Here is a 25,456-nt window from a genome sequence, read left to right as displayed (position 1 = left end):
TCCTCATCCAGCTCATGGAATTTGGCCGTCACCAGTCAGCCAAGATCGTCTCCAAAGCTCCTCGATCATGATGGGACCAATCGGGACCGTTTGAACGGTTCAACAAATCGTAGGCCGCTCGAAAGTGGTTCAAAACGTCACGACCGGCTGATGGCGTCTAGACGGTCAACTTCTCTCTTGATTTGATCGAGCCTCGCATAGCCGGAACAACTCAGGTGCAAGATTTCCATGATCATCCAAGCCACCCACTGGCTTAGCTGGGCGACGTCCTTTTCTGTAATGTGTTTGTGGTCGGCTCGGTGAACTGCAAAAGATCTGAGGTCGTAGAGGTCGCCTATTTTCTTTTTCACTGTCGCGTACTCAGAGAAGTGAACGAACCGAAACCCGCCATGCGCAAGTATGCTCGCCAGTCCAGATGAAACAGACTGAGTCACCTTGTCCTTCTCCAGTGAAAAGAAGGCCTCCACGCAGCTCCAATATTTCACAATTCGCATGACCAGCGGTGCGTCCCGGTGTGCATCGGAGAACCAGTAAATCGCCCTTTCGATGGCTTCTTCGACCTCTGTTTTGTCGCCCTTCTGTAAGTTCGCAGCTGCGAGTTCGATCATTCGCATAGCGTCGGAGCCGTCCGCCAACTCCGTGTCTACCGAAAATCGCTGGCCTCTTATGGATGGGAAATGAGTGGTCACGTGATTGTCTGCTTGGCTCCAAGACATCCAAACTGAGTCGCCGGGCGCATCCTCCCGAGTCATACTTGTTCCGATACGAAACCCCGCAGCACCATTGTCGTATCTAGCAGCCGCGGCGATTGCGATTAGGCCCACAATCAATGTGGCCTTTTCGGCGAACAATCGCCTCGCTACTTTTTCAGTTCCTACAGCTGCACCGTGCAGCCACAGAGTGCCAACGCGAGTCTGCAACAAGGACGGATCTGGATGCTTATCATAGGCAATTTGAGCCGAATCTAGAACCGAGGCAGGGCTTTTTAAAATCTCCATTGAACCGAGTTTGAAAGTGTCCGCCTTCTCCAAATTCACTCCGAAGATCGGCACAATGAACGAGTATTCGTGTATTTTGCCGGATATGACTCCAGATATCGCTTCGAGCACTTCGTCTGCGCTATCCAGCATGATCTCTTTCGAGAAGCAGTTTTGGATAACGCTTCGCCAAGCGCTCCAGATGTCAGAGTACTCGGCCTTACCTTCAAAATAGTCGTGCTGCGTTACCAGCTCGACCAGTCTCCGAAAATTATCTAGACCGAAGTCGGTTAGGTATATGTACCTGCTATTCCCCAAGGCAATTTGCCGGGCGAGTGTTCGGTCCCGCGGCACCTCAACAAACGACTTTGGGATGATAAGAGATTTCGGTTTGAAAATGTTTTCGGCACACGAAAACAGAATGCGTGATTCCTTAGGTGAGAACGATTCTTTCAAAGGTTTTTTCACCAGCCGCTTCGCAATAGCCTAACGGGCTCATTCGTTCACTCTCTGGACAACCCGTCAAGCTGGATGCCCGGTTCAGAAGGACAGATAATTCGCTCGAATTTGTTGATTCCTTCCGTGAAAAATAGCCTTAGGCGTTGCCGTCGGCAGGAGTTTCCTCGTCCAATTCATGAGGGACGGGCAGATAGGCGTTGGCAGTCAACCAGAACTCGGTCTCATCAAGAAATATGCCCTGCCTTGGAACATGCGGAGCGCGGGTCAGTAGCCCTTTGGATACGCTTCGATGACCTTTGCGGCCTCTGCATGATAAATTACCCTCTCGAAGTTTTTGAGCCTCGGATCGGATGCTGTCTCCGAACCGCAGAAGATCACGGTTGTCCAGTCATGGTGAGCGTTTAGCGTCTTGCGGCTTGGGTAGGTTTTGGCGAAGCAGGCGGCGCGAAGCGGGTACGCTTCAGGCTGGCCGTAGCCAAAGCGCTCTCCCGGACGCTTGAACTCGACATGAACCGCGAGAACACGCTCCGCGGAATTTCGAAAGAAGAAAATGGCGTCCGACTCGAGCCCCTTGCTGTCAGGAATTCGGCACGTGCAACGGCTGTCTAAGCCACACCAATAGTTCGCCCAAAAAGGCTGCTTCGTGGGTCGTGTCTGCCAGCGCTGAGCGCGTTGTTCCGCGATCAGGATGGAGCTTCCGGTATAGTGGGACACGGCGGGGGTGCCTTTGATCAGCCAGTCTCTGACGAGCCCGGAAGCGAAAACACTTCCGGCGATGGCATCTAAATAGGGCTGAGCTTTTCCAGAGTACGCGGGCATAGGCGTCATCCCGAAATTGGATCAACTATTGTAGGCTTCCTCTGTTGGCGAACGCCTGTTCGATTGCGCCTTTGATCTGAGCTATAAGCGCTTTGTCATATGACGAGAACACATGAACGTCACCGCTGGACGTGCGGAAGACCAGTGTTGATTTGGAGGGAATCATGGCAATTGCAAATCCCAACCCGAAAAAAATGACAATGCCGAACAGGAAGCTTATTGTTATCCAGATATAAATCGAAAACACAATATCAGCAAACATCAAAGCGGTGCCGAAGCCTCCGGGGTCTTGTTTGATGCTCACACTTCCAATGCTTGAAATTTGATATGTTACTGAGCCGAACACTGCGGCAGAATCCGTTACACGAATAGCACCGCTTGTGAAGTTGACGTTGGACATGCTTTCCCCCTAGCCGTTATCCCCTGTTGGACGGTGGAGCATTCTTGCAACATTGCCAAGTGTTTTTTGGTACATCGCTCGGGCGCGCTGGGTTCGCTTCTAAGGTTGCGGCGGACCGCGCTCCGGACTATTGGCAGAAGGCAATCAATCTGGAGATGAACGATGTCGGATGCTGAAACGGAAACTCGTAACGCCGATGTTTTGGGTTTGACTGCCGATATTGTCGCAGCGTACGTGCAAAATAACCCTTTGCCAGCGATCGGCCTTCCGGACTTAATCGCAAGCGTCAACTCTGCATTGAAGGGAATTGGCCTGCCGTCGAAGGCGGCAGAGCCCGAGTTAGTTCCCGCCGTCAATCCCAAGAGGTCCGTGTTTCCCGACTACATCATTTGCCTTGAGGACGGGAAGAAGTTCAAATCGCTCAAGCGCCATCTGAATGTCCACTACGAGCTGACGCCCGAGGAGTATCGGTCCAAATGGGGCTTGGCTCGGGACTACCCCATGGTGGCCCCGAACTATGCCGCTCAGCGATCAGCTCTTGCCAAGTCCTCGGGCCTCGGCCGTAAGCCGGGCGCAAAAGCTGTCTCTAAGCCCGCCACCAAGAAATCCGGTGCTCGGCGGCCGAAGGCATAAATATGTGGATCTCATATCGGCGAACTGCAGTTTTCGGTGGGGTAGTCTGGCTTGGTCTGATGGCAGATCCTGCAATGGCACAGCAGACTTTTGACGGTTATGACTGCACCGCGGACTGTTCGGGACACCAAGCTGGATATGATTGGGCCGAACGAAATGGAATTTCGGACCCCTCCCACTGTGACGGCAACAGTCGATCCTTCAATGAGGGCTGTCAGGCTTACGTTGAGGAGCAGCAGCCAGCGCAGGGCGATGAAGTCCCTGCCGACGAAGGCGACGAGGACAGTTCAGAATAGGCCGACAGGGCCTTCTAAATCCATGGCAGCTGCTCAGGCGGCGTTAGCAGTACCTAGCACGAAGTAGCCTTGTGACGTGGGGAGGCTCCTATGCGCGCCACGGTGGCTCGATACGGGCGAGGAACCGAATATGAGACGAGCTTGCGGAATAGCTCTACGCGGCGGTGTCGCTGCTGTTCAGGCTGCAGATACGGATAAGCCAATTTCCCTGCGGCTGTCGTTCGAAGACATTGAGTGAAGTGCCGTTGCCGGTAGCAAGACCCTCGGAATATGTGGCCAAGCACCACGCAAAATCCCCCGAACCGCCAGCTTCAAGGACGACGAGTTGTTTGTTGCCCATGCCATCGCGGGTCCAAAGTTTGTGCAGCGCCTCTATCGCTGCTCGGCCACGCGCCGGAGGGGCATATGGCGAGAACAGTTGTCCGTCGATGGCAAAGACTGCCGCGCAAGCACCGGCGTCCCCTGCGCTGTAGGCCGTCGCGTAAACGTTGCAGAGGTTTTGCAATTCCTCACGGATCGCCATGACACCATCGCCTCCGCCGCAATGTCTATACCACGCCTGCAGGGCGCGTGAAAATGGAGAGGCACCGGGGGATGCTCGCACAAGCCAATAATCTGATGCCCACTCGAACTCTCGCAGCAGACATTCCCGCTCCAGCGTTCCTTACGACTCATTCCTTCTCGGGACGGCGGCGGAACTCCAGATTGAGCAGTTGCTTATATAAGAATGTCGCTCCATTGTTTTTCCCCGGCGGTCTCCGTAACGACCCACCTTCCCGGCGTTACGTACCAGTGCAACAACGTCGGGGGGGCCGCTGAGCAACTCCTGCAATGGAGCAGCTCCTGCAATGGACCAAGCGTGGCCCTAGGTGGCATAGCGCGGTGCAGCTCTGCATTGATGTCACGATCGATCAGGTGAAAGCAGACGTGGCCCGCAGGGCGTTCATCGAGGCTGCCAAGGAAGAGGGGAAAACTACTGCCTCCCTAACACCCCAACGACGGCTCTACTCCATGTCCGGCACGTCCCCGCCAACAAAGAGCGTTATTGGCTGTCCGTATTCACCCAGCGCCGGATTGGCTTCGCGCGACCACGCAATAACGCCAGCGTGTTTCGCCGCCAAGCTCTTGGCAGTTCGGACCGCCCGTTCCTCAGTCTGCTGCTCGGCTGGCCCATAGATCGGCTGGAGGTCGCCGCTTTCATCGCGATCGAAGGCGGTCACAACGATAAGCTTAGGCATCTTCTGCTGTGGCAGGACGCTGTCCATTGTTATCTTTCCACGACTGGCGGGGTGGGATCGAAGCTGATGATAACCAGCTCTGAATGCCTGTGAGCGAGGGCCAGGATTTGGTTCTCCAGCTCACAGTTGTAGGCCATGAGCGCCTTCACGGTCTCCATCGGACTCTCGTATTGGGCGATCAACCTAACTGCCTCGGAATGCAGTTCGGCCTTGGCCTCGACGTCCAGATAGTAGGTGCCCATTTCCGTCCATCCTAGCAACTGGCCCGGCGCGCTGACGTGAGCGCGTCAACGCGGTTCTGGAGGTGCCCATTGAGCACGATCATTTCCTTGAGCGCCTTCATCACATCGCCCTTGTGTACGGCAACGAACTTTTCGGCGGTAGCTTGCAGGGCGGCCTCTTGGCGGCTGTCCAGCGTCATAATGTGGTCCACAGTTGGTCACTCCAAACGCTTCATACCTAAGTGAACAAAAACAGAACGAAGAGTCAAGTCCGAATTGACTCCGTGAGGAATGAGTTCCTATTTTCAAGTCATGCCGGAATGCAGACCCTATGCCGTGCGAATGAGGTCGGGCAGCTAATCCGCGTCCGGTGCCGTCACTATCTGCCCGGCGACCTCGCCAAGCTGCTCGGGGACATTCCGTTCTGGGACGTTGAGCGTTTATGCGCTGCGAGCGCTGCCAGAGCCGCGAGTTTGATGTGGACATTCTCTTGCCCAGCGCGTCGGAAGGCTTGAAGATTTGCGTCCGACGCCTTGTCGAGGTCCGCATGGTGCGGAGGGTGATCTGGCGAGATGATGAAGGCTAAAACAAGGAGCCTTGTGCCGGTCCTGGTGCTGGCACCTTGATCTGTGTCGCGGGCTTCTCAACGATGACAAGAGCATCGTCTCGGGCTGTACGCTGCAAGAGCCTCGCCTCCGACCATGCCGCGGTGAGCCAGGTCTCTGTTTCCTCCTGCGTGGTCAGGATCACTGGCATTGCCTTCTCGTGAATGGGAGCAATTAGGGCGTTCGGTTTGGTCGTCATAAAACCATAGACCTCATGATCGCCGGGGCCTTCCTTGACCTTGCGAACTCCATGCCATGGCGTCCACAAACCGGCGAAGAAGAACAACGGGCGCTCCTCGTTCAGTGCGAACCAGAAGTTTCGCTGAATGCCGGTCTCTGAGTCTTTGTCATTTGGTGTAGGGCTCGGTTCCGCAAAGCTTGTCACCGGGACAACACACCGGTTCTCCACGCCGATAAATTGTTGCCAGTGGGCGTATTGGGGATTGCGGATATTGGTGGTGCCGGGGTCCGCGTTGCCCCTGATGCGTTCCAGAGGCGTCGGCATTCCCCAGCGAAGGTTAGCAAGCTCGCGCTGACCATCCATGGCGTTGCGCACCACAGGGCCGAACTGATTGGGATAGATGTCGATGGATGGCTCGAGGTTGCCCGCGATATCTCGGAGTGCGCGGGTCCACTGGCGGATGGCTTCTTGACTGGTGGTGATGTTGTAGAGGTTACACATGCACACGACATGCGTCAGCGGAAGCGGAAGCGCCAGCTGCGTTAAACGCTTTTACACGACCTACCGTCGCCCACCGGCGGGCCCATTTTTCGAAGCAGCGGTAAGTTCCCCGGCGCGCCTAACGCCTGCCGTGATGTCGTTTCGTTCAGGGCGCATCCGCTGGTTTGGGGCGGGAAGAAGTGAGACGCTGGCCCGCCCGGACAATGATCTCGGGCGGGCTGGTCAGGTCATCCCCAACGGCGGCGCGCCAAGTAATGTTCCAGTCCTACCTATGCGCCGCGTTCTCCAACGAGATTCCTTCGCCAAATGTTCCTTTTGGACTGGCACCGGGCAGTTACTTCCGTATGACTCATTCGACCATGCTGGGGGTCAAAGTAGTCGTCGCCTGTCACGATGCGGGCGTAATGATGGCGTCGCGTGTTCGCGTCACGCAAGCGGCACAAAAAAATCAAAAAGTTAGGTCACCGTCTCGCCGGGTGTGAACCGAATCCGCACACAAACGGCATGGCGAGAGACTTTTCAAAGCTGAGCGACAGCGACCTCCGCGCCCTCATCTATCATGCTGTCCGCATTTTGAAAGGGCCAAAACTGGACGCCGAGCAGCGCCGGGTGGTCGAACGGCGGTATGCCATCTACATATCGGAAGCCATACGCCGTGTACGTCAGGGAATTCGAAAAAAGCCTTAGACCTGCTGCCAGTCCGGATAAATGGTGCCGGGTTCCTGTCATAATCTGAGACAGGGCCTGACACATCAGTCGCCGGTCAACTAGGGGTGGATCGGGGACCTAGAATCTGATCAGACCATTGTGCTGGAGAACATATAAAAGGATCAACGCCACCCCGACCCCACACACCCATAAGATGGCTTTGTTCATTTCGAATATCCGGTCAGATGCGACGCCAGATATAGCCAAGCCGTCAGCCATAGTGAAGCTTCGGCTTGGTTTCGGTGCCGGTAAATTGAACGCCGATCCTGTCGTTCGTCCGCCAGCACGTAACACATCCGTAAGCGATCCCGTCGACCGGGACGTAGAGTAGAAATTCTGTCGGGAACTGAGTTTCAACTGGCACTTTCAATTCTGCTCCAGCCGCCTGTTGATTGCGCATCGTGCACGTGGTTTCCGAGTTCGTAATGCTGGTGATGATCGTCGCGCCCTAGAGAACACGCTGCCGATGTTTGCTACGGTGTTCCTTGTTCGGCAATGCCCGCCGGTCGCTGTCCCGCAAGACTTTTCGCTGTGGGCTTCAAGAGGGGTCGGGCTGCCGGGGAGACAGTTCCGACCCTCACCCTATTTCACACAGATTTTTGTTGATTTCTGTAAGCCTTGACCCAACGATAGGCGCTCGGGTTGTAAGGTGGAGTTGGGCTGGTGGACGTTCAAGCCGACCATGGTCGGGCGAGCACCGCTAAAGAGCTTGTCCATGCAGTGCTCCTAAACGCGCCGTTTGGCGAAACGGTTTCGATCAAAGAAACCATCGCTGCCGTCCGCGAACTCGGTCCCGATCTCACCGAGAGCGATTGCCAACTCACCGAACGCATCATGTACGAGGCGATATTGCTGGGCCGGTTCGTCGCCTTCGACATGCATGAATAGATGCGGCCCTACGGCGTTCCTTTGGTTTTCCCCACCGGTCTCGGAACGATTCCCTCACGGGCGAGTTCCGTCCCCTAGGGCCCCGATTGGATGCCCTACTCAATGTCCATCCTTAACGAGTCTGCCCAAGCTTTCCGGCAGTTGATCACTTCGGAAGACTACCGTCGAAATTTGCGCAAGCAGCTAGGCTTGGCCGTCGGACCGACTCTGCCGACATCTTTCACTGAATTGTTAGGGGCGCTGGATCGGCGGGACGAGGAAACAGATGACGCAAGCTCGTAGGGGCTGGATTGCGCCACTGCATTTCCTCTCGAACGCGGATTGACGCGATTTTGCCGATATGGCCAAATCATACCCGTTGCAGCGGCACCCCAACGCCCCCGCGTTTAGTCCCCGCCGCTGCAAACGCCCAAACTCCAAGCCCGGCAGCCCCCTGTCGGGCTTTTTCTTTTCCCTCAACTTTTAGGGAACCGAATCCCAATCGGAAGTTGCGGCCGCTGGGAGGTGGAGAGATCCAGCCATGTCAGCCGAAAACCAGACGATGCCGCTCGTCCAGAAGCTCTTCAGGAAACCGGCATCACGGAGAGGCAAGCGCACGAACTTGTCCTCCTGATCGGCTGGAACTGGAACTCCCTTTATGCGAGAGGCGAAGCTCATTCAGGCGGGGCAACGGCCGAGGTCGTCCTGAACGGGCCACCTGCCGAGGGTTGACGCCATGGGGCGGAATTCCTGTCGTCCCTACCAGCCCGCTGGTTTGGGAAGCCGCCCTCCTTGCAACAGTGCTGCGGGCTGTGAGGGTCGGGTCCCCCGGGTAGACGATTCGGCCATCGAGGGAGCGACTTATCTCGACGTGGACTCAGCAGCAGCGGAACCATCGGGCGACTGAACCCTTGTCCTAAAAAGGAGAGAGTGTCGTGAAACATGCCGAAATCGACGTAATGGAAGTGGGCTGGCTGCTGGCAGGCCCATTTTCCCTTGCGGTGGTCGTTTTGGTGGCCGGGTTGGTGTTGAGTTGATGGCCCACAAAGCTCGACCACACACCCCTAACCTGACGATGCTGGCTGGCCGTCAGAGGAACCAAGGTCGCCCTTGTGCAGCAGTTCAGGACCACGGTGGGTGCTACAGGCGTGCCTTTCGGCACCCTTCGGATCGGGCATCAGCTTCGCTGCAGAACCAGCGCTCTCCGCTGCCCGTGGAGATCGCCGTCCGGTCGTGAAACCGAGAGATGTCTCCCTCGGTGTTTCCCTCGAAAACATGAAGAATTGGTTCCGAGCTACTGCGGTTCATTGGGCCTTGGTTGCCATGAACAATTCAAAACGGCGGGTCAAAACCAAACGGATGCGAAGAAGATGCCACGCGGGCTACATCAGAATGACAAGCTTGCCGAGTTGCTGAGGGGACAATTCAAGAACGAGGCGGTACGGCGACATTTGCGTAGCTTGCCGATCTTTCGCGTTGAAATCTGGCTGCCTGATAGACTTCGTAGACTCCTAGACCGTTTAGCTCGGAAAGACGGCGGGCCAAAGACGTGAGCTGAAGCCGGAAGTGTCTCAGTTGAATACCCGGCTCCTTCACGCGTTATCGCCTGCGCCGCGAAGCGAACCATAACTTCCCCTCGAAGGTGAACTTTGAGCGCCTTGAACTTTGAGCGGCTAACTATATCGCCTCTGCCGCCAGCTGCGAGCAAAGCCGATCAGAACTACTCCGGTAGTGCCAAGAAGACAGACGAGTATCCAATTGAACGGCTGCGATAGCATCCCGGGTGAGAAGATCGCGCCGGGTGCGAATAGATTAATGTCGGGGTACTCATATGTGACCCATTGAAGGAAAGCGGCAGCTATGAGGGAGCCACCTACCAACTGAAGTAGTGCGACGGAGAGCGCCTTCATTTCGTCCCGCGCTTGGCCGAAGTTTTTTTCGTCGGCTTGGTGCCTACCTTTCGACCGAGCCCGCTTGACTTTGCCAGAGCGGAGCGCTGCGCAGCGTAGTCGGGTGCCACCATAGGATAGTCGCGCGCTAAGCCCCATTTCTCCCGATACTCATCAGGCGTAAGGCCGTAGTGCACACCAAGGTGGCGCTTCAATGATTTGAACCTCTTTCCGTCCTCAAGGCAAATGATGTAGTCGGGAAAGACCGATCGCTTCGGGTTCACCGCTGGAGCATAAATTGGCTTCTCGGGCTCAACCGGTTGTCCGACTTTCGCGAGCGAGGAATTTACACTTTGGATTAGGTCAGGCAGCGAAGCGACTGGCACTGCATTCTTGCTGACATAAGCCGAAACAATATCCGCGGTCAGGCCCATCAACACAGCCCGTGAGTTCGAAACTTCGTCTGCCACGTAAATGCTCCTGGTCGTTAGGGATGGACTTCTCTAGCGAATTCACTCGGAATTGCCAGCCCAGAACTGACTAAATCCGAAGCAGACGGCGCGTCGCCTATCTTGCCGTCCCATGCTCATTCAGAATTCGATAAACCTGCATCCGCGAGCAACCCACCAACTTCGCAATTTGCGTCGGACTATGGTTCTTATCACGAAGAGCCAGCACCTGCCCTCTATCGAGGCGCTGTTTGCCGCCCTTATACACGCCTTCGCGTTTGGCTTGCTCAATGCCGTCGCGTTGGCGTTCTTTAATGAACCGTCGCTCCATTTGAGCGACCATGCCCAGCACGGTAAGCACGATGTGGCCCATCTCGCCCCGCGTCGAAACGTGCGGGTCGAGCACCGTGACAAATGCGCCTTTCTGTTCGCATTCGTGGATCAGGTTGAGCACGTCGCGGGTGTCTCTGCCGAGCCGGTCGAGGCGCGTCACCACCAGTTCATCCCCGGGCCGGAGGAACTCTAGAACCGTTGCCAGTTCGGCGCGGCCGTTGCGGCTGCCGCCAGACACCTTCTCTGACCGAATGACCTCGCATCCTTCAGTTTTTAGCTTTGCGAGTTGCGTTTCGAGGTCCTGATCAACCGTGCTGACGCGAGCGTAACCAATGCGAGCCATAGCCTGTCACCTCAAGGGTTTTGAGGTTCGACGCTACCTTATAGCAAATAATCAGTGTCAAGTGACCTCTTCGACTATGAATACTCGCGTGTAGCTCCTTGCAGCTGCACATGAACGAGGCCTGCCTCGATCCGAGGCGGGCTTGTTTCCCGTCCTCGCAGCTCGTCTCTCTAAGGGTACCGGCTTCAACACCTCAGGCCACTTCGAATCATTTTAGCTACTGTTAACAATTGTGATTCCGCAGGAACCGGTTTCGGCTCAGAACTCGGCTTAGAAAAGATTGGGCGAGCGCGCAGGTCGAAGCATGACAAACCACGCAAGAAGCGGCGGCGACCTATTTGAAGCCGCAATGGTCGCGGTCATGGCCTTGGCAGCTATCGGAATTATCCTCATCATTGCGGTGGGGATTTACTGACGTCGTTCAGCCCGCTGTCCAATCGCCCGTTGAGCGGCAACCGAGGTAGGCACCGAGGGGCAAATAAGAACAGGTTCATCTGGTCGCCCGCTTCGCAAGCGCGAATCAGGCACTTGGAAATGTTGTGCATCAAGCCGCACTTTATAAATCAACGACATAGAGCGAAACGAACATCAAATGTTGTCGTTTGGTCCCTTTGGAGGCCATCCTATGGCGCAGGAATCGGACCGCGGTCTTGTGCAGAGGCTGCTGGACGAGACCGGCATAACCGAAGAGCAGGCGCTGAAGTTGATCTCGCTCCTCGGGGCAAATTGGTTCTCGCTGCTTCGAGAGGCGAAAGCCATGAAGGACAAGCTGCAGCCTCCGGAAACACCGCCTTAGGAAGGCTTTTGAGTTTCCCGCCCTTTCAACAGCACCGGGGGCCGCGATGGGAACTTAGCGTTCCAAGAAAGGTCTACAGTTAATTCGATCCGGTCCAGGGAACTTTCGCGTCGAATTCGACGACAAATCCCGCATCGATGGCGCTTTGTGCAATGTAATCGCCAAGTTCCCAATCCGTCAGCTCACAAAGCGGAAACAACTCCCGCACGGCGCGGATGACCTCGGATATCGAAACGCTTGGGTTGTCTACATTGTCAATCAGGTAACGCACTATCGCCAAGCGATGGTCCGATAAAACAGGCATCGGCGCGAGCGCGGGCATCGCGGGTTCCTATGAGGAGAACTTCGTTTCGGAGCTGTCGGCCGTGTCAACGTCGAAAGCAACGGGAACATGGTGGAGGATGCATGCCGCCGCCAGCATTTCCTCCAACTCGTGGTCGGGAGTCCGGCAGGCTGGCATAAGCGTTCGGATGGCGCGGATAGCTTGTTCGATGGAGAGATACCGGGCCTTGCCTCTCGAACGAACATAGGCCTCGGCCGCTCCTTCGACCGTGACGGCGTGAAACGTGTTGGTCATCAAGACAGCCTCCCTGAAACCCAAACCAAAACGATTTACGGGCAACAGGCGACGGCCTTCAAGGCTCTGTCTGTTTCCGGACAATCAGTCGGATGTTATGCCGAACTGACGTTGCTCCTCCTCGCCATAGGCTCCGTGGGTGAGTTCTATCATTCCGGCCCGGTCAACAATTGTAATCTCACCGCGCTTGGCGTGAATTAGCCCCCGGTATTCGAGCATTTGGAGGGCGGTAGTAACGCCGGGGCGCCGGGCGCCAAGCATGGTCGACAGAAATTCATGCGTCAGGTAGATTTTTCCTTCAGTCCGGTCGTGGACCATTAGCAACCAGCGAGCCAGCCTTTCCTCGATTTTCGAGTGGCCGTTAACCAGCGCCGTTCGGGATGATTGCACGAGGAATGCGTGGGCGAAGCGAAGCAGCGCCTCACGAAGGCTCTGGCTTTCTGCAATAGCAGCACGAAGAGTTTCAACCGGCAGACACCAGCCATTGCTGGCCACTTGGATATAGGTTTCGTTGGGAGATCTATCTTGCCCGAGAATGACCGCAACTCCGGTCATACCGTCATGGCCGATGATGCCGACTTCGCTCTGCCGTCCTCCGGTCAAGGTGGCGACCACCGATGCAATACCCATTTCTGGAAAATACACGTGCCCTATCGGTCGATAGGGCTCCTCCAGCCGAGCTTTGATGGGGAGTTCGACACGATGCATCGAAGGCCGCAAAAGCGAAAAGTCCTCTGGAGCGAGGGTTTTCAAAACGTGATTGCGAAGGATGGACTGAGGCATGGCTCTCTCCCTAACGGGCAAGAGCACGTACCTCTTACTGTCGGCGGCATCCGGAAACACTGGCGGCCGATTTCGACAGCATAGGCCTTCGACATCCGGCTGGCAAATGTGTGACGGCCGACGACGGAGCTCCTGGCCATGCCGAGTCGTGTCACATCGAGGTTTAGACTCTACATTGCTCTGTCACAAATGAGCGATACCGACCCGAGCGTTACGCTCGACGCCGCCAGCGATGTTATGTCACGCGGGGGTATACCCCAGCGTGACGATGACCGCCACGTTCAACCTCGACTGTAGCTACTCCTGATGCTCGTCAACCGAAGACTCGAGTTTCGAGATCAGCTTCTCCCGTTGCTTGGCTGCCCATTTCAGGAACAGCGCTCCCGTTGGCATCGGAAACATCGGCTTTATGCCTTGAACAAAGGTTTCGTATTCGTCCTTCGGTAGGCAGCTCGCTCCCCAAATGAAACATGGCTGTTCAATCGGCGTGATCTGGCCGAAAGCCGTCTTGTATTTACGAAAGTGGTTCTTGTCCCCCAAGCGCCCACGGATGAGATGGAGCTGGCGACGATCAAGCGACGTACTAAGGCTGCCATCAAGCGCCTTCAGATGACTGGGAGCGAGAGGGACAATACGACGTACAAAGAGCTCCAACAGCCATGTTCGCATCAGCTGTATGCTCGATGCTGGCGGAGAAAGGATTGCTTTGACGACGGTGTCACTCAACTCATCGAAACAACTAAATTCCTCCGCTTCTAGCTCCTGCATGAGGAGTGTCACCTCTTTCGAAAACACGACCAATGTCGAGAAGCTATCGATAATGTACTGAATGGCTTCCGGCGGTTTCGTGATTTTTAAAGCCCGGAAGATGACCTTTATGCGCCCCATATCAAACGAGGCCTTCGCGACCTCCTCTCGCAGATAGCCAATCAGGTTCATTGACTTCAATTTCTCGACGTCGTCCTCGTCCGGCTCATCATCGAAGTAGAGGTCAGACGTTAGCGCTTCTATAGCTGCGCCCTCGGCCTCGTCAGAAATGTCAGCGGTTTGTCGCTTCACTCTCGCTAAGAACTCTGCTCGACTATAAACCTCAGTCTTGGCGACGTTCAGCGAAAGCCCCTCGTTAATGGCTAACTGTTCGGCGATAAACGCTAGCGCATCGTACGGATCTTCGCCTGCGGCTAGAAAAATCCTGAAGTCGTCGACAAATCTTGTGGCGCTGCGGCCATCGCGCTCTAGCGCATTGTCGGTATCGCTCAGTGCCAACTCGGCCAGCAACCGCGCGGCAGTGCCACCGACTGGCAGACCGAAAGACTGCTTTGCTCGGATTACCTTGATGTGCTTTTTAATGTATCGCGCTGCGCCGTGTCCTGGCGCGACCTCATCGAGCAGATTCTCGAGCCGGTGGAAATTGACTCGTGCGTAGAAGTCGGAGATGTCGGTCGCGATGACGTGTTCTATACCCGGGTTTCCTTGCACGTACTGCAGCTGCGCCTGCAGCCATTCCTTGAAGGTACGATCCCCCCGAAAGATGCTTCCCTTGTCGTTTAGCGCGTACCGGTAGGAGAAAGCCTCAATGTTGTTCTGAGACGGTCTGTGGCTTTCGATTCGAGGGCCTAGTTCGATCACCGCCGCAAGCAACAGGATTGTGTCCAGATAAGGAAGTTGATGGACAATGCGAAATCCATATCGGCTTTTGGGCCCAAGTGCCTCCACCGCGGTTCCTGGATCGAAGGTATCCAGGTCGAGCGCCACCAACTCGTCAACCACAGATTCAGCTTCCTCGCGCACGAAAGCGAGTTCAGGAAGATGGGGAAAAACGTCAGTGTCCCCATAGCGACACAAGTGCCGTATGGACGTTTGCAGCGCGAATGTTGGGAGACGATAGGCCATTATTGTGAACTTCGTTGTTGCCGTATAGGACTAATCTCGGTGGGAAAGTTATCGTTTGGGTACTAGCAGCGCAAAGGTCGATCGCCTCGTCTCAAGGACTCGACCGTGCTTAATGCTCAGGTAGGCCGTCCGGAATCAATTGAGTTCTGGGGGGGCTCGCTTTTCTTAAAGCGTCCCGGAACCAGACTGCGGCGTGGGGTGAATTCATTGAAAATTTCCCGTGTTCAGATCGCGAACTGGAGATCGATAAAGCACATCGACTTCTACCCGCAGGATATTTGCATACTTGTCGGAGCTAACAACGCAGGGAAGACGAATATCCTGAGCGCGATCAACTTCCTGCTTGGCGAGAGGTGGCCTATGCCGGGGAACTTGGATGACTCTGACTACTATGGCCGCGACCGGGATAATGAGATTCATATACGACTGACGCTTGAGCATCCAAATGTCTCCTCGATTGATTTCGACACATCGAAGGCCCAGTACACTCTTATCGCAATTGATAATCGCGGCTATGGAATTCGGGGCTTTAACAACACTATGCGAGAGGAGCTTGCGTTCGCCTACGTCGACGCGGGTCGGAATTACGACCGACAGTTTTCCAACTCACGGTGGTCGATCTTCGGTCAAGCACTCCGGCATCTGCATGCGACATTGAAGCAGAATGGTGAGCAGCTGGCCAAGCTCAGGGAAGCCCTGAAGGTCGCTCATGAACTCTTACAAACGGATCAGTACAAAGCGTTTGAGAAGGAGTTGAAAGACGCTTTTGCAGCTCAACTGCGAACGGCGCGCTACGACGTCGCCTTTGAGTTCCGGACGATGGAGGAGACGAACCTTTATCGGAGTTTATTCCCGACCCTGATCGAGCGCGGGGTCCCGAGGAATCCTCTGGAGGTGGGCTCAGGCATTAGGAACGTTCTCGTACTCGCTCTCTTTCAAGCTTTTGCCAAATCGTTCAAGGGGGATTCTGTACTCGGCATCGAAGAGCCCGAATTGTATTTGCATCCACACGCGCAGCGTAGCCTGATGAAGCAGTTTGAGGAATTGGTCACAGCGGGCAACCAAATCTTCATCTCGACGCACAGCGCCCATTTTCTCGACGTTGCCCGGAGCGACCGGATCGTTCTCGTGGAGAGGGACGATGACGAGGAGGGGGAAGTCTGTACACAGGTTAAGACGGCGTCGAGTGAGAGCTTGCTTTCTGCCCGGCAGAAGCTCCATCCAACCCGGCCAATCACTTTGTCATCTATGCGCGCCTTCCTCAAGAACGTGCGAACGGCAGAGATGACGGAAGCCTTCTTCGCGAGAGCAGTGGTAGTCGTAGAGGGCCCTTCCGAACGGGAGGCTATTCCAATTCTCGCTCGCAGCTGCTCCATGGATTTTGACGAGCACGGAATCTCCATCGTGTCCGCCGGAGGTAAGACGGCTATCGACACGCTTGCACAGCTATATGAGTGTCATGGGATCCGAACCTACATTGTCTTCGACAATGATGCAGGGAATGCCTCCGAAAAAGCGGCAAACCGCTCATTGTGTCGCTTACTCAATATCACCGAGGTGGACGAACCTCTGGCCTGCGTGAAAGAAGGATACGCAATTCTCGAAGGCAATTGGGAAAAGCAATGCCGGACTCACTTGGAGACAATCCAGGTAGGTCTATACGACGAGTTGGAGGCGAAGGCCCGGTCTGAACTCGGAATCTCAGGCGACCGCAACAAACCTTTGGTCGCCCGGTTCGTCGCGGAGTCTCTTGCCCAGCAGCACCGAATCCCGCAGTTCATGCAGGCCTTGTTGTCGGAGATCAGGAAGAAGCTTCCGTCGGTTCCTGACGCGGGAGTCGACAGCTAGTTAAGACGCGTTTCAAGAGGGATAACGTCGAGATGCGCTTGGCATCCTTACGCCGCAATCGAGCCAAAATCTAACCTCGATGTAACAGGCCCGGTTCATCATTCGCGCCCAAACCGGCGCGCCGAAGATTTAACCTTCGCCCGCCTCAAGGTTTCCGTCGAGGGCGACCTCGCCTCGCTGCGATCTCCTTGCTCTTTCTGGCCAGTTCCTTACGATAGTCCTTCCCGTAAAGGTCTTGCAACGCGACCTGCATCAACTCAAATGCCGTCAACACGTCATCTCGGTCTACGGCTCCGGAATGGCTACCATGGTTACCAATCCAGCGAAGTGCGGTGAGCACGTCACGGTGCTCGGCGCTCCTTTGTGAATAGATCTCGATGCGTCTTGCAAAGGTAAGAGGGACTCGCTTGCCGGTCCGGTTGTACTGCTTAACTCCCTGATTAGTGAGAATGCGCTCGGCTGCAACTCGAAGCTTGTTGGCCGTGGCACCGAGATCGTGCCAAAATAGACTAAAGCTTTGCTTGAGGGCCTCTACGACCGGATCAGGTGTCTCCGGCGGAATTGTCGCTAGAGGTGGGCCGGGGAACATCATATTGGGCTCATACATAGTGATGCTGTCCCAAGTGCCTTCTTGATCTTGGTACGGCTCTTCGAAAGTCTCACCGCACACAACCACCGATTCCTTGCAGCTGCTGCGGTTGCATTCCAAAATTGAGACGAACCGGCGGATGTCCAATACTGCTTCATAGGCAGGCCGTATCGCCTCCAGATCGGCACGGCTATTGGCAGTTGGCTTGGTAACAGTTTTTGTTTTATCGGCCTGCAAGATCCCTGAGCCACAATTTGGGCAGCGGAAAGCGGGAAAAGCCGAGAAGGACCGCGGCCATAGATCTTTCAACTCAGCCATTCAACTTCCTATGCGCAATTTCGCTGTTCTCAGCACCGATCCGACATCCTATTGTTTCGGAAATCGAGCTTGCACTACCGACGGAACTTTTCACCAGATTCCACAAGCAGCGTCAGGCAGAGTCTTCGAGGGTGGTAGCTATTAATCGAAAAGTCCACTGGTGCTTTTGCGCCTTCGTGACGTCTTGACGGCCTTGTCGCTGCTCTTGGCTCCGCTGCGGTTGCGTGACAGTTTTTCGACAAGTAGGTCTATCGCGTCCAATTCCGCGGCTAGTTCGCGTCGAATCTTGGACCGAAGACGGCCAAGGATTCTGGGTTCGAGGTCGGTATGTGTTTCCTCCATAGCAATGCGCTCGGAACGAATGGCGCAGACCTCCCCAAGTCGGGCGATCTCTTCGTGGTCTGGATCGCTAGGTTTGAAGCGAGGAAATGGGACTTTGACGATAGTCTTGTGAATGTCCCGGGGGCCAAAAAGCCCCCGTGATTGAAACTGCTTGATGGCTTCGTTCGCGTAACCCGAATTGATAAACGACGTGAGATAGAAGCCTTCCTTCTTCGACCTCACCTCGCACCAATACGCCTTATGATCAACGATGAAAGGATGGTCGAAAGTCTGACGATCGATCACGACGGCCGACGCGTCGGATGCGGATGAGGTATATAGCACCAGAAATCGAGCCTCTGGGTTCTGGCTGGTAAGCTTGGATTGCCAATCTAGATAGCTTTCTAGCGGGGTATCGCTGTTGCGCTCAGTGCGCTTTGACGCCCAAAGTTCCTCGGCTTGCCTGAACCACGCGCTGGCGAATCGGTATCCCTTTGCCATCAGGGAATCTGCGTCGAGCACCTCGAATTTGTTTCCGACTTGGGCTACCGGGAGCAACACGAGCGGCGGAGCTATGAGCGTGAACGGAAGTATGTTTCGCGATATCGCGGTGCGGAAAAATAGGGCGCTTTCGGCTCGCTCGTGTATTTTCAATCCCTTCCAAGGCTTCTTTGCCTCACGATCGGCTGCGTTGGATGTTCTCAGAGCTAAAACACGGTCTGATAGATCCTCACCGTCATCAATGTGCTGATCGATATCGACAAAGAAGAAATTTCGCGGAACGATCGTTGCGCCTTGCGTGAAACTGGAAGTGTATGCGTTCGTTCCAATGAGAGCCTCTCCAGCGTTGGTGGTGATGGCCGATTTTGACCGCTTCTTCGTCGATTGCAGCCGCGAATAGAACCAACGCTTCCTCTCCCAAGTTAGATTGGCGCGCGCTTCTGACAAATGGACCTGTGCGCGTCTCAGGCGACCCGCGACGGCATATCCGTCAATGCCGTGCTCAGGCAAAGCATTCTCGCCTTTATTCTGCCTGCCGTGTTGCGCGAACATCACGCAGCAGGGCACCCGAAAAAGAGGGGCGACATCGTTCAAATCCCAAATCGAATAAAGCCGCAGACCAGCAACATTTCCGGCCCTTGTCGCGTCATGTTGGTCGGCCGACATGAAGCTCCGTGGCAACACGAAGGCTAGGCGTCCACTCCGCTTCATAAAGTAATTGACTGAGTGAGCGAGGAATATAGCTGCAATTTCAAGGTGAGGGAAATTGGCCTTGTTCTCGGGAGTTACCCGGTAGTGGTCAGACAGTGTTCTCAGCAGGTTCTGGTAGTCGCCATTGGACACTCCTGCATAGGTCAGCCACGGCGGGTTACCGACAATGAAATCAAACCGACCCATGAGAAAGATCGGCTTGTACGAATTTTGAAGAATAAATTTCCAGATGCTGTCACGCCCTTCGCTGTTTGCAATCCACATGGCTCGGTATAAGTCATAAAGCTGACTTGGAAGATCCGGCGACTGAGAGTCGTCGAATATCGAAGTTCCCAGATGAAGGAACCTATCTCGCGTCAGCAACTCGCTGTACCGATCGACCAGCTCGTCGCAAAAGGTAACCAACGCATCGAATGCTTCGGGAGCGGAGACCCCGCGAGTGTCTATCGCGTATGAACCATTATCGACCGTCATTTGAAAGGTAGACTCGAACAGATCAGCAGTGCCGCGGGGGACCAGGAGGCTGTTCGCGAGGTAAATATGGAGGGTGACGGGGCGACGAGCCCGGCGCACTGTTTCTCCCAATGCGAGAAGGACAGTGGTCTTCGCAATGAGGACTGATAGCGGGTGAATGTCTATGCCAACCACCTGCTCGGCCAGCTTCTCAGCGCCGAGATCGGGGAATTGTTCTCGCAGCCGAGCGATTCCAGCTCGTAGAAACGAGCCGCTGCCACACGCGGGGTCGAGTATGGACGATGTGCGTTCAAGGGGGAGTTCCTCCATAACTCGTTCGCACAGCCAATCGGGAGTATAGTATTCGCCTAGTGCGTGACGGGTCTCCAGATCAATTAGTTCCTGATATACACCCTTGAGAATGTCCTCTTGAACTTCCGTGAAATCGTATGAATCGATCTGACCACCAATTTCGCGGAACATGGGTCGGAGCTCTGAAAGGAACTCGTCTGATGCCACCCAATGAAAGAAGTCGTCCTCTACAAATCGTTCCACGTTGAGCCGATCGAAAATTCGGCCTGAAAGTACGTCTCGGATCGTGGTGTCGTCGGTTGCAGTTTCTTTCGTTATTACCGAGTATGCGATGAATTTCGCAAAGACCGAAAGGTAAGTGTGAACGAGGAAGAGCTTCGGCGAATTATCGAACTGCCCGTACGCTATCGACAGAAAGCGATTCCACTGTTCAAAAGCTACAGTGAGTTCGCTTTGTCGCTCCAGAGCGGGCAAACATCGATTTAGCGCTGTGATCGAGTTGATGAACGCACGGGAGGTGTCTCCAAAATTTGCTCGAATGTTTTCGAGTGTCGCAATCTTCCGCTCGTCTGCGAATAGCACTTCATCTAGAAAGAACGGAAACTCCGCGAAGTTGTTGGGCGACAGATCGAAGCTCTGAACCTCGCGTAGCTCAAAACCGCGCCCCATTAACTCGTCCACTTCGACGTGGGACCAGTCAGGTGCGTAGCGTCGCCAGCGAATTCCATCGGTCGCCAGGAGCGTAAACTTATATTCCTGACCGGATCTCCAGTTGCCTTCCAGATATTCTTTCAGCTGTTCGCGAGCGTGATCTCCGGTTCTTGTAAGGTCCCGTTCCCACTCAATGATGACGGCATCTGTCTGGCTGTCCGCCCGACCTCGAGCGGAGCGGCCATCTCTAATGATATTTGCGACCGAGGTCTCTGCCCCGAGCGCAATTTCGCGGATGAAGCTCTGAATCTTTTCGTCCCGTCTGAACACGGTCGTGACGTATGTGAGGAACCGCTCTTTCTTCGCCGCCTCGGAGTTGGCCCTTCGCAGGTCGTGATAAAGTTGTTCGGTCTGAGCGGGGTCGAAGAGACTTTCGAGCACGGGCAACCTCGGAATTTTGACGTGGCAGCCGTAACATGAGACGCTGGCGCGAAGCTATCCTGAGCACAAGGCGGCCGAACGATTAAAACGGGATTTCATCGTCGAGCCCCCCGCCTCTGCGACTGAAGTCTTCGATTTGCCTCTTGGGCGGCTCGACGCGCTTGATATCCTCTGGCGAGGGGATTTTTGGGGGCTCTGGTTCATCGCTTTTGGCGGCTCCGAGAAGCTCATTGATGCGCTTCACGAGGTCGGTAATAGGCTTGAGAGTTTCCGTGCCTTTGTGCACTACATGAGCCAAATCGACAAAGGCGAGCATCGCATTCTCAAATCGGGTTCTAGCCCGGTCCACGTCAGCTTCGAACGCGTTCAGCTTTGCAAAAAGGGAGTTCTTCTTACGGCTATCGAGGTCAGCGGCCTCAAGGGTTTCTCGTATTTGGCGAACTAGATGGTGGATGCGCTCCTTATCCGCTGTATTCAAGTTCACCGAATATAACTTGGTGACCCGGGCCTTTTGGATTTGGATCTGGAGAACCACGCTTTTAACCGCTAGATCGAAGTCGCGATGGACGTTGTAAGTTGACTCCCAATCAGGCAACCTAAAGGAGCCCAGCGCATGAATATGCAGCGCCGTGGCGGCTCCCAAGATGCTGTTCATATGCTCTATGAGGTGAAGTCTGGTATCGTCGTCGTCGCTGCCTCGTACAGCTTCTTTCAGCTTCTGGTCGAAAAAATCAACTAGCCTGACGAACGCCAGTTCAGGATCGTCCGGCAAGCCCTCATAGTCGATGCGTTCCGACATCGTTCACCCCCCACTATGCAGCCTGACAGATAGAGAACGGATGAAGAATCCACAATGGCTGAGTACATTAGCGTCTGTTTAAACCTTCAGCGTTAGCGACGACTTTTCTCAAAGCTGCTATCAAGGAATACGGTCGAACGTCTTCACATCTCTCCCAAAACGCTTGCCTGTGAATGCCCAAGAACCCTGATGTCCAAATCCATCACAACGGAAGGCCGCATTTTCGCTCGGCAAGTTGGCCGAGAAGTAAAGCGCCGCGAATTGATAGGTGCGTCGGCGATCTCCAATGGGAACGAAAGAGAGTTTTGGCCAGCCGCAAAATGGATAATTGGTCGTCTAGATGCCGACACCTCGCCGGTCAAACGCGTGGCCTGCCTCCAGGCCGTAGCTGCCCGCCTAAGGGCCGTACCCGATCATGACAGGGGAGCCTTTGTCGATATCGTTCGATTTGACGGCAAAAGGTCTTGCGAACTTATGTTCACAACGCTTGTCGCCGACGGTCACCCGATGGAGGCAATGACAGGTCGGGAGGAGGGCGTTACCGCCCAGTGCCATTATTTCAAAGTTGGCCGTACCGGCCTTGATTTCAACGTCGGGGTTGTGACGGCATATGCTTCCGCACATGCCCTAGGTCGCCTCTGTGAACGCGGGCGTCGTCCGGTTGAAATTGATTACGGCATTGCATTCGTAGGGTTGTGCGGGAGAGCAGGCGTATTTCTTTCCACAGACAAACGGCTCTGGCGGGCGGAGATCAACATCGCCCTCAACGATGATCTCGTCGCAACCGGCTCGACCAAAGTAGCGGGTCAAGGCGAGGTCACAAGCACATTCTTCGATTGCAGAACGGTGCTTCCTCGTGATGCGTGTGATGGTGAGCAAATCGCACAGGCTGATGCTTTCGGTCAGGTATTGGAAGGTAAGTCTACGGTAGCCGCAATTCCTTTCTTGGCTCGGCCTAATGACTTTGTATTGGACACGCTCAAGCGTTGAAGCCAGCCAGCTCTGCACATTGATGGGGCCGATTTGGGCCGTCAAATGGCTAGGTGGCCGAAGGATCCCGGTGTTCACACCTGCGAGACCATGCTCAATCCTGAGCGAGTCCGTATTCGACAAGAATTTGCCCGTAGGCGTTTAGGTGGTACGTAGTGCCACTTCTCGCCGTCGTATCACCTTCAAAAAACGCGAGCCCATCTCCCGTAAGCAGACCGACCGAAAACAATGCATCAGCTATAAGCCGGTTGGTTGGGGAACCGGCTTGAAATTGAGGCAGCGTCTTGAGGTCTTCCACGAACGCCCGATCAACGATCTTCGAGACGCGGAGCGCTTTACTGAGGGGCAATTTGCCTGTGGCGGCCGCGGAGATCAAACGAGCAACGATGACTGGCTTCTCGATATCCTCCATGCGATCGATGAGAAAGAGAATTTGTTCGCCAAACTCCGCGTTTTTCCTTTTTTTGTCTAAGTCGGCGATGAAGGCCTTTCGGTCTGCCAGAGGTGTCTTTTCGAACGTCTCAAGAAAGGCGGCCACTTTTTTCAGGAATAAGTAATCGCGAATGGCAATCCCGGCGCGAACAATGCCGGTGAACGCACCAAAAAAAGGAACTCCGTCCAGCGCGCTCGAGGTGATCGCGGCATCCAAACCTATGTCGGCAGTTGTGGCTGCCACGTCAACTAACCGCTCGCTCGCCACAGAGTTCGAAAAGGCCACGGGCAAACTTTTACGGTCATTCTCCATCTCTATGCTCTCCTGCATCTTTGGCCAAACGTAAGATTATACGACTCAATGGCTGCTCCCGAGATTCCTCCTCACAGCGTGATGCAATAGACTCTTTCGCCATCCAACGGCACAAACGTGGGCGCTTTGATCGAGAGTTTCGGTTTTTTGCCCCCTTCGGACTTGAGCTTGCCGCCAGCTTTGAGTCGCTGAAGAACTAGCTGGCAGTCCGGGCCCAATGCCCGCTTCAAGTTCTTTGTGGGGACATAGTAAGTCGCGATTTTCCGGACCGTCTTGCAGTAGGCAAATGGCGGCCCCCACAAAAGAAGACCGCCGCCTTCGCTCAAGTCTTTTATCCCATCCGTGTTCTTGTCGAGCACTGAGCGAGTGCGCTTCAACGCCCAATTGATGTCCTTCGGTTCGGGCGTGACCGTCGTTGAGCTGGCCAGATCGAAGATAGTTTGTACGGCCTTGGCAACGGGCTGCTCGAATGCAGGAAGCGTTCCCCATTTGCGGGCGAGCCGACCTGCAGCATAGGTCAGAGCAAAGGTGTTGACGACTCGGGCCGGTGCCTTCTTGGATGGAATCCAGGACCGAAATTCGTCGATGAACAGCCTGATTTGTTCACGAAGGGCGTCCGCTCCGTGTTCCTTGACGTGTTTCGCCACGCCCGCGACAAACTTGCGTCCCGCTGTGGCATATTCTTGATCGCAGAACTCTCTCAGATCGTTCATGGCCTCCTGCGGTTCAGAATACCCCTCGGGACATACCGTCATGATCGGGCCCTCAAACTTGATGGTGCATGTACGGCTGCCCGCTGCGGCAACGCTATCAGCTGCACCTTGCATCGCGTCCCTCGAAGCCTCGTTTGCTGTTGAGAGTAGGGCTAGCCTGACCCCCTTGTCCGGACTCTCCCCCGGCCTGCGTCGGCCCGAAGACGATGACTGTTTGAACGCCAGTTTGCCGGACGCCTTGAGCGCCATGTCCATAGCATTCTGCTCATCAAGGAAAAGCAACGAGTCGCGGCGTGGGCTTCGAAGTTCGTCGAACGACATTTCGCTGAAGTTCCAAGTATCGCCACCTCCTACTTCGCTGTTCGGGTCTCCCGCGTAGACACTCGCCGCCAGGATCGCGAACGTGGTTTTGCCGCACTCGGCTGGCCCCACCAGCTCGACAGAAGGGTTGACGATGTAAGCTGGGGCGAAACGCAGCAGCGGGCCAACAAAAGCGTAGCTCAGCAAGAAGGTCGCCAGTGGTTCGCCACCAACTATCTTCTCGACACCGGCCTTCCATGCCGTGATTTCCCCAACCGGCGTAAACCGGCCGTCAAGTTCAAAGGTGATCAGGATTTCGCTGTCGAGCCCATCTTCTCGCACAAGCGTGCCGTCGCCGAACACATAAATGGCGTCATTCACCCAGCCCGGCCTGCTGGCGACGAGGGCTTCGCGAATGCTCGTATACTCATCCAACGCGGCCAACAGAGCATCTTGGGGCTTGCGCGAGTGAAAGCCGAATCCGCGCTTCACCAGAGCGCCGAACACCTTCTTCGGGTTATTGAGCACATCGTCGGCCGAGAACCACAACGCGACCCTGTCCGTCCCGTAGCGATAGTGAATCTGGCCCTCTTGATCCTGCACCTTGTCGAGAACGCGCGGATCATTTGCTAACTGTTCAGTTCTGACTTTTTCCCCGTCTGCTGGCATCTCTCTTTTCGGATTTCCCACCTTCCCACCTTTCCCACCTAAGTTGTGCGCTCGCCGAAATTGGCGTTCGGTATCACTCGTCACCAGTTGCAGTTATGAAGGGTTCACCTCCAACATGCCCCTTGAA

At 55.2% G+C, this 25,456-nt stretch carries 24 protein-coding genes and 1 pseudogene; 6 read left to right on the top strand and 19 right to left on the bottom strand.

Translation table 11 applies throughout. The annotated features are described in order from the left end of the window. Positions 1-137: 137 nt before the first annotated feature. From FJ417_RS00290 to FJ417_RS00280, 3 genes are all read right to left on the bottom strand, one after another. A complete protein-coding gene (locus tag FJ417_RS00290; protein WP_140782067.1) occupies positions 138-1,445 on the bottom strand; it encodes a HEPN domain-containing protein in 1,308 nt (435 codons plus the stop codon). Positions 1,446-1,700: 255 nt separating this feature from the next. Then, entirely contained in the window at positions 1,701-2,255 is a 555-nt protein-coding gene (locus tag FJ417_RS00285; RefSeq protein WP_140782066.1) for a hypothetical protein, read from the bottom strand. 25 nt (positions 2,256-2,280) lie between these two features. Beyond that, positions 2,281-2,655 (bottom strand): DUF6232 family protein, encoded by a 375-nt coding sequence (locus FJ417_RS00280; protein ID WP_140782065.1) that lies wholly within the window; start codon positions 2,653-2,655, stop codon positions 2,281-2,283. Between the two features lie 162 nt (positions 2,656-2,817). On the opposite strand from FJ417_RS00280, the gene FJ417_RS00275 reads away from it, so the two are divergent. Next, positions 2,818-3,288, top strand: a complete 471-nt coding sequence (locus FJ417_RS00275; protein WP_140782064.1) for a MucR family transcriptional regulator — start codon at positions 2,818-2,820, stop codon at positions 3,286-3,288. A gap of 450 nt (positions 3,289-3,738) precedes the next feature. Here the strand turns inward: FJ417_RS00275 and FJ417_RS00265 are convergent, their stop codons facing one another. Beyond that, positions 3,739-4,107, bottom strand: coding sequence for a hypothetical protein (locus tag FJ417_RS00265; protein ID WP_140782062.1), 369 nt, complete (start codon positions 4,105-4,107; stop codon positions 3,739-3,741). Positions 4,108-4,415: 308 nt separating this feature from the next. On the opposite strand from FJ417_RS00265, the pseudogene FJ417_RS33430 reads away from it, so the two are divergent. Continuing rightward, positions 4,416-4,493 (top strand): annotated as a pseudogene (locus FJ417_RS33430) (hypothetical protein); the annotation flags it as partial. Between the two features lie 95 nt (positions 4,494-4,588). Here the strand turns inward: FJ417_RS33430 and FJ417_RS00255 are convergent. The 4 genes from FJ417_RS00255 to FJ417_RS00235 form a co-directional block, all read right to left on the bottom strand. Beyond that, positions 4,589-4,849: a hypothetical protein gene (locus FJ417_RS00255; protein ID WP_140782061.1), complete on the bottom strand. Its 261-nt coding sequence runs from the start codon at positions 4,847-4,849 to the stop codon at positions 4,589-4,591. Between the two features lie 2 nt (positions 4,850-4,851). Further along, entirely contained in the window at positions 4,852-5,064 is a 213-nt protein-coding gene (locus FJ417_RS00250) for a hypothetical protein (RefSeq protein ID WP_140782060.1), read from the bottom strand. A gap of 11 nt (positions 5,065-5,075) precedes the next feature. Next, the gene (locus FJ417_RS32995) at positions 5,076-5,243 is read right to left on the bottom strand and encodes a hypothetical protein (protein ID WP_246687366.1); all 168 of its coding nucleotides are present in this window, start codon (positions 5,241-5,243) and stop codon (positions 5,076-5,078) included. 382 nt (positions 5,244-5,625) lie between these two features. Further along, entirely contained in the window at positions 5,626-6,330 is a 705-nt protein-coding gene (locus FJ417_RS00235) for an SOS response-associated peptidase (protein ID WP_140782059.1), read from the bottom strand. 1,371 nt (positions 6,331-7,701) lie between these two features. Between FJ417_RS00235 and FJ417_RS00225 the strand changes: the two genes are divergently transcribed. Further along, positions 7,702-7,926, top strand: coding sequence for a hypothetical protein (locus FJ417_RS00225; protein WP_246680920.1), 225 nt, complete (start codon positions 7,702-7,704; stop codon positions 7,924-7,926). A gap of 1,885 nt (positions 7,927-9,811) precedes the next feature. Here FJ417_RS00225 and FJ417_RS00210 read toward each other — a convergent pair. Continuing rightward, the gene (locus tag FJ417_RS00210; RefSeq protein ID WP_140782252.1) at positions 9,812-10,228 is read right to left on the bottom strand and encodes a MucR family transcriptional regulator; all 417 of its coding nucleotides are present in this window, start codon (positions 10,226-10,228) and stop codon (positions 9,812-9,814) included. 133 nt (positions 10,229-10,361) lie between these two features. Next, complete coding sequence (locus FJ417_RS00205) at positions 10,362-10,919, bottom strand: recombinase family protein (RefSeq protein ID WP_140782056.1); 558 nt, start codon at positions 10,917-10,919, stop codon at positions 10,362-10,364. Between the two features lie 625 nt (positions 10,920-11,544). Between FJ417_RS00205 and FJ417_RS32990 the strand changes: the two genes are divergently transcribed. Further along, a complete protein-coding gene (locus FJ417_RS32990) occupies positions 11,545-11,715 on the top strand; it encodes a hypothetical protein (RefSeq protein ID WP_181183117.1) in 171 nt (56 codons plus the stop codon). Positions 11,716-11,794: 79 nt separating this feature from the next. On the opposite strand, the gene FJ417_RS00200 is transcribed toward FJ417_RS32990, so the two are convergent. The 4 genes from FJ417_RS00200 to FJ417_RS00185 all read right to left on the bottom strand — a co-directional run bounded on the left by FJ417_RS00200 (position 11,795) and on the right by FJ417_RS00185 (position 14,968). Continuing rightward, positions 11,795-12,037: a hypothetical protein gene (locus FJ417_RS00200; RefSeq protein WP_140782055.1), complete on the bottom strand. Its 243-nt coding sequence runs from the start codon at positions 12,035-12,037 to the stop codon at positions 11,795-11,797. 9 nt (positions 12,038-12,046) lie between these two features. Next, entirely contained in the window at positions 12,047-12,292 is a 246-nt protein-coding gene (locus FJ417_RS00195) for a hypothetical protein (RefSeq protein WP_140782054.1), read from the bottom strand. A gap of 84 nt (positions 12,293-12,376) precedes the next feature. Beyond that, positions 12,377-13,075, bottom strand: coding sequence for a Crp/Fnr family transcriptional regulator (locus tag FJ417_RS00190; protein ID WP_140782053.1), 699 nt, complete (start codon positions 13,073-13,075; stop codon positions 12,377-12,379). Positions 13,076-13,372: 297 nt separating this feature from the next. Continuing rightward, positions 13,373-14,968 carry an RNA-directed DNA polymerase gene (locus tag FJ417_RS00185; protein ID WP_140782052.1) on the bottom strand — a complete coding sequence of 532 codons (1,596 nt, stop codon included), beginning with the start codon at positions 14,966-14,968 and terminating at the stop codon, positions 13,373-13,375. Between the two features lie 207 nt (positions 14,969-15,175). Between FJ417_RS00185 and FJ417_RS00180 the strand changes: the two genes are divergently transcribed. After that, positions 15,176-16,816 (top strand): AAA family ATPase, encoded by a 1,641-nt coding sequence (locus FJ417_RS00180; RefSeq protein ID WP_181182774.1) that lies wholly within the window; start codon positions 15,176-15,178, stop codon positions 16,814-16,816. Positions 16,817-16,961: 145 nt separating this feature from the next. On the opposite strand, the gene FJ417_RS00175 is transcribed toward FJ417_RS00180, so the two are convergent. The 3 genes from FJ417_RS00175 to FJ417_RS00165 all read right to left on the bottom strand — a co-directional run bounded on the left by FJ417_RS00175 (position 16,962) and on the right by FJ417_RS00165 (position 21,912). Next, positions 16,962-17,723, bottom strand: a complete 762-nt coding sequence (locus tag FJ417_RS00175; RefSeq protein WP_140782050.1) for a DUF4145 domain-containing protein — start codon at positions 17,721-17,723, stop codon at positions 16,962-16,964. A gap of 141 nt (positions 17,724-17,864) precedes the next feature. Further along, a complete protein-coding gene (locus tag FJ417_RS00170) occupies positions 17,865-21,113 on the bottom strand; it encodes an N-6 DNA methylase (protein WP_210240635.1) in 3,249 nt (1,082 codons plus the stop codon). An 82-nt stretch (positions 21,114-21,195) separates the two neighbouring features. Next, positions 21,196-21,912 (bottom strand): hypothetical protein, encoded by a 717-nt coding sequence (locus tag FJ417_RS00165; protein ID WP_140782049.1) that lies wholly within the window; start codon positions 21,910-21,912, stop codon positions 21,196-21,198. A 189-nt stretch (positions 21,913-22,101) separates the two neighbouring features. Here FJ417_RS00165 and FJ417_RS00160 point away from each other — a divergent pair, with 189 nt between their 5' ends. Next, positions 22,102-22,902: a hypothetical protein gene (locus tag FJ417_RS00160; protein WP_140782048.1), complete on the top strand. Its 801-nt coding sequence runs from the start codon at positions 22,102-22,104 to the stop codon at positions 22,900-22,902. A gap of 94 nt (positions 22,903-22,996) precedes the next feature. On the opposite strand, the gene FJ417_RS00155 is transcribed toward FJ417_RS00160, so the two are convergent. Together FJ417_RS00155 and FJ417_RS00150 are read right to left on the bottom strand one after the other, a co-directional pair. After that, the gene (locus FJ417_RS00155) at positions 22,997-23,647 is read right to left on the bottom strand and encodes a hypothetical protein (RefSeq protein WP_140782047.1); all 651 of its coding nucleotides are present in this window, start codon (positions 23,645-23,647) and stop codon (positions 22,997-22,999) included. A gap of 71 nt (positions 23,648-23,718) precedes the next feature. Continuing rightward, positions 23,719-25,350: a DUF927 domain-containing protein gene (locus FJ417_RS00150; RefSeq protein ID WP_140782046.1), complete on the bottom strand. Its 1,632-nt coding sequence runs from the start codon at positions 25,348-25,350 to the stop codon at positions 23,719-23,721. Positions 25,351-25,456 lie beyond the last annotated feature (106 nt).

Source organism: Mesorhizobium sp. B3-1-7 (genome assembly GCF_006439385.1).
Classification (GTDB): domain Bacteria; phylum Pseudomonadota; class Alphaproteobacteria; order Rhizobiales; family Rhizobiaceae; genus Mesorhizobium.
Note: the sequence above shows the minus strand (reverse complement) of the source record. Positions and strands in the feature narration are given on the sequence as shown.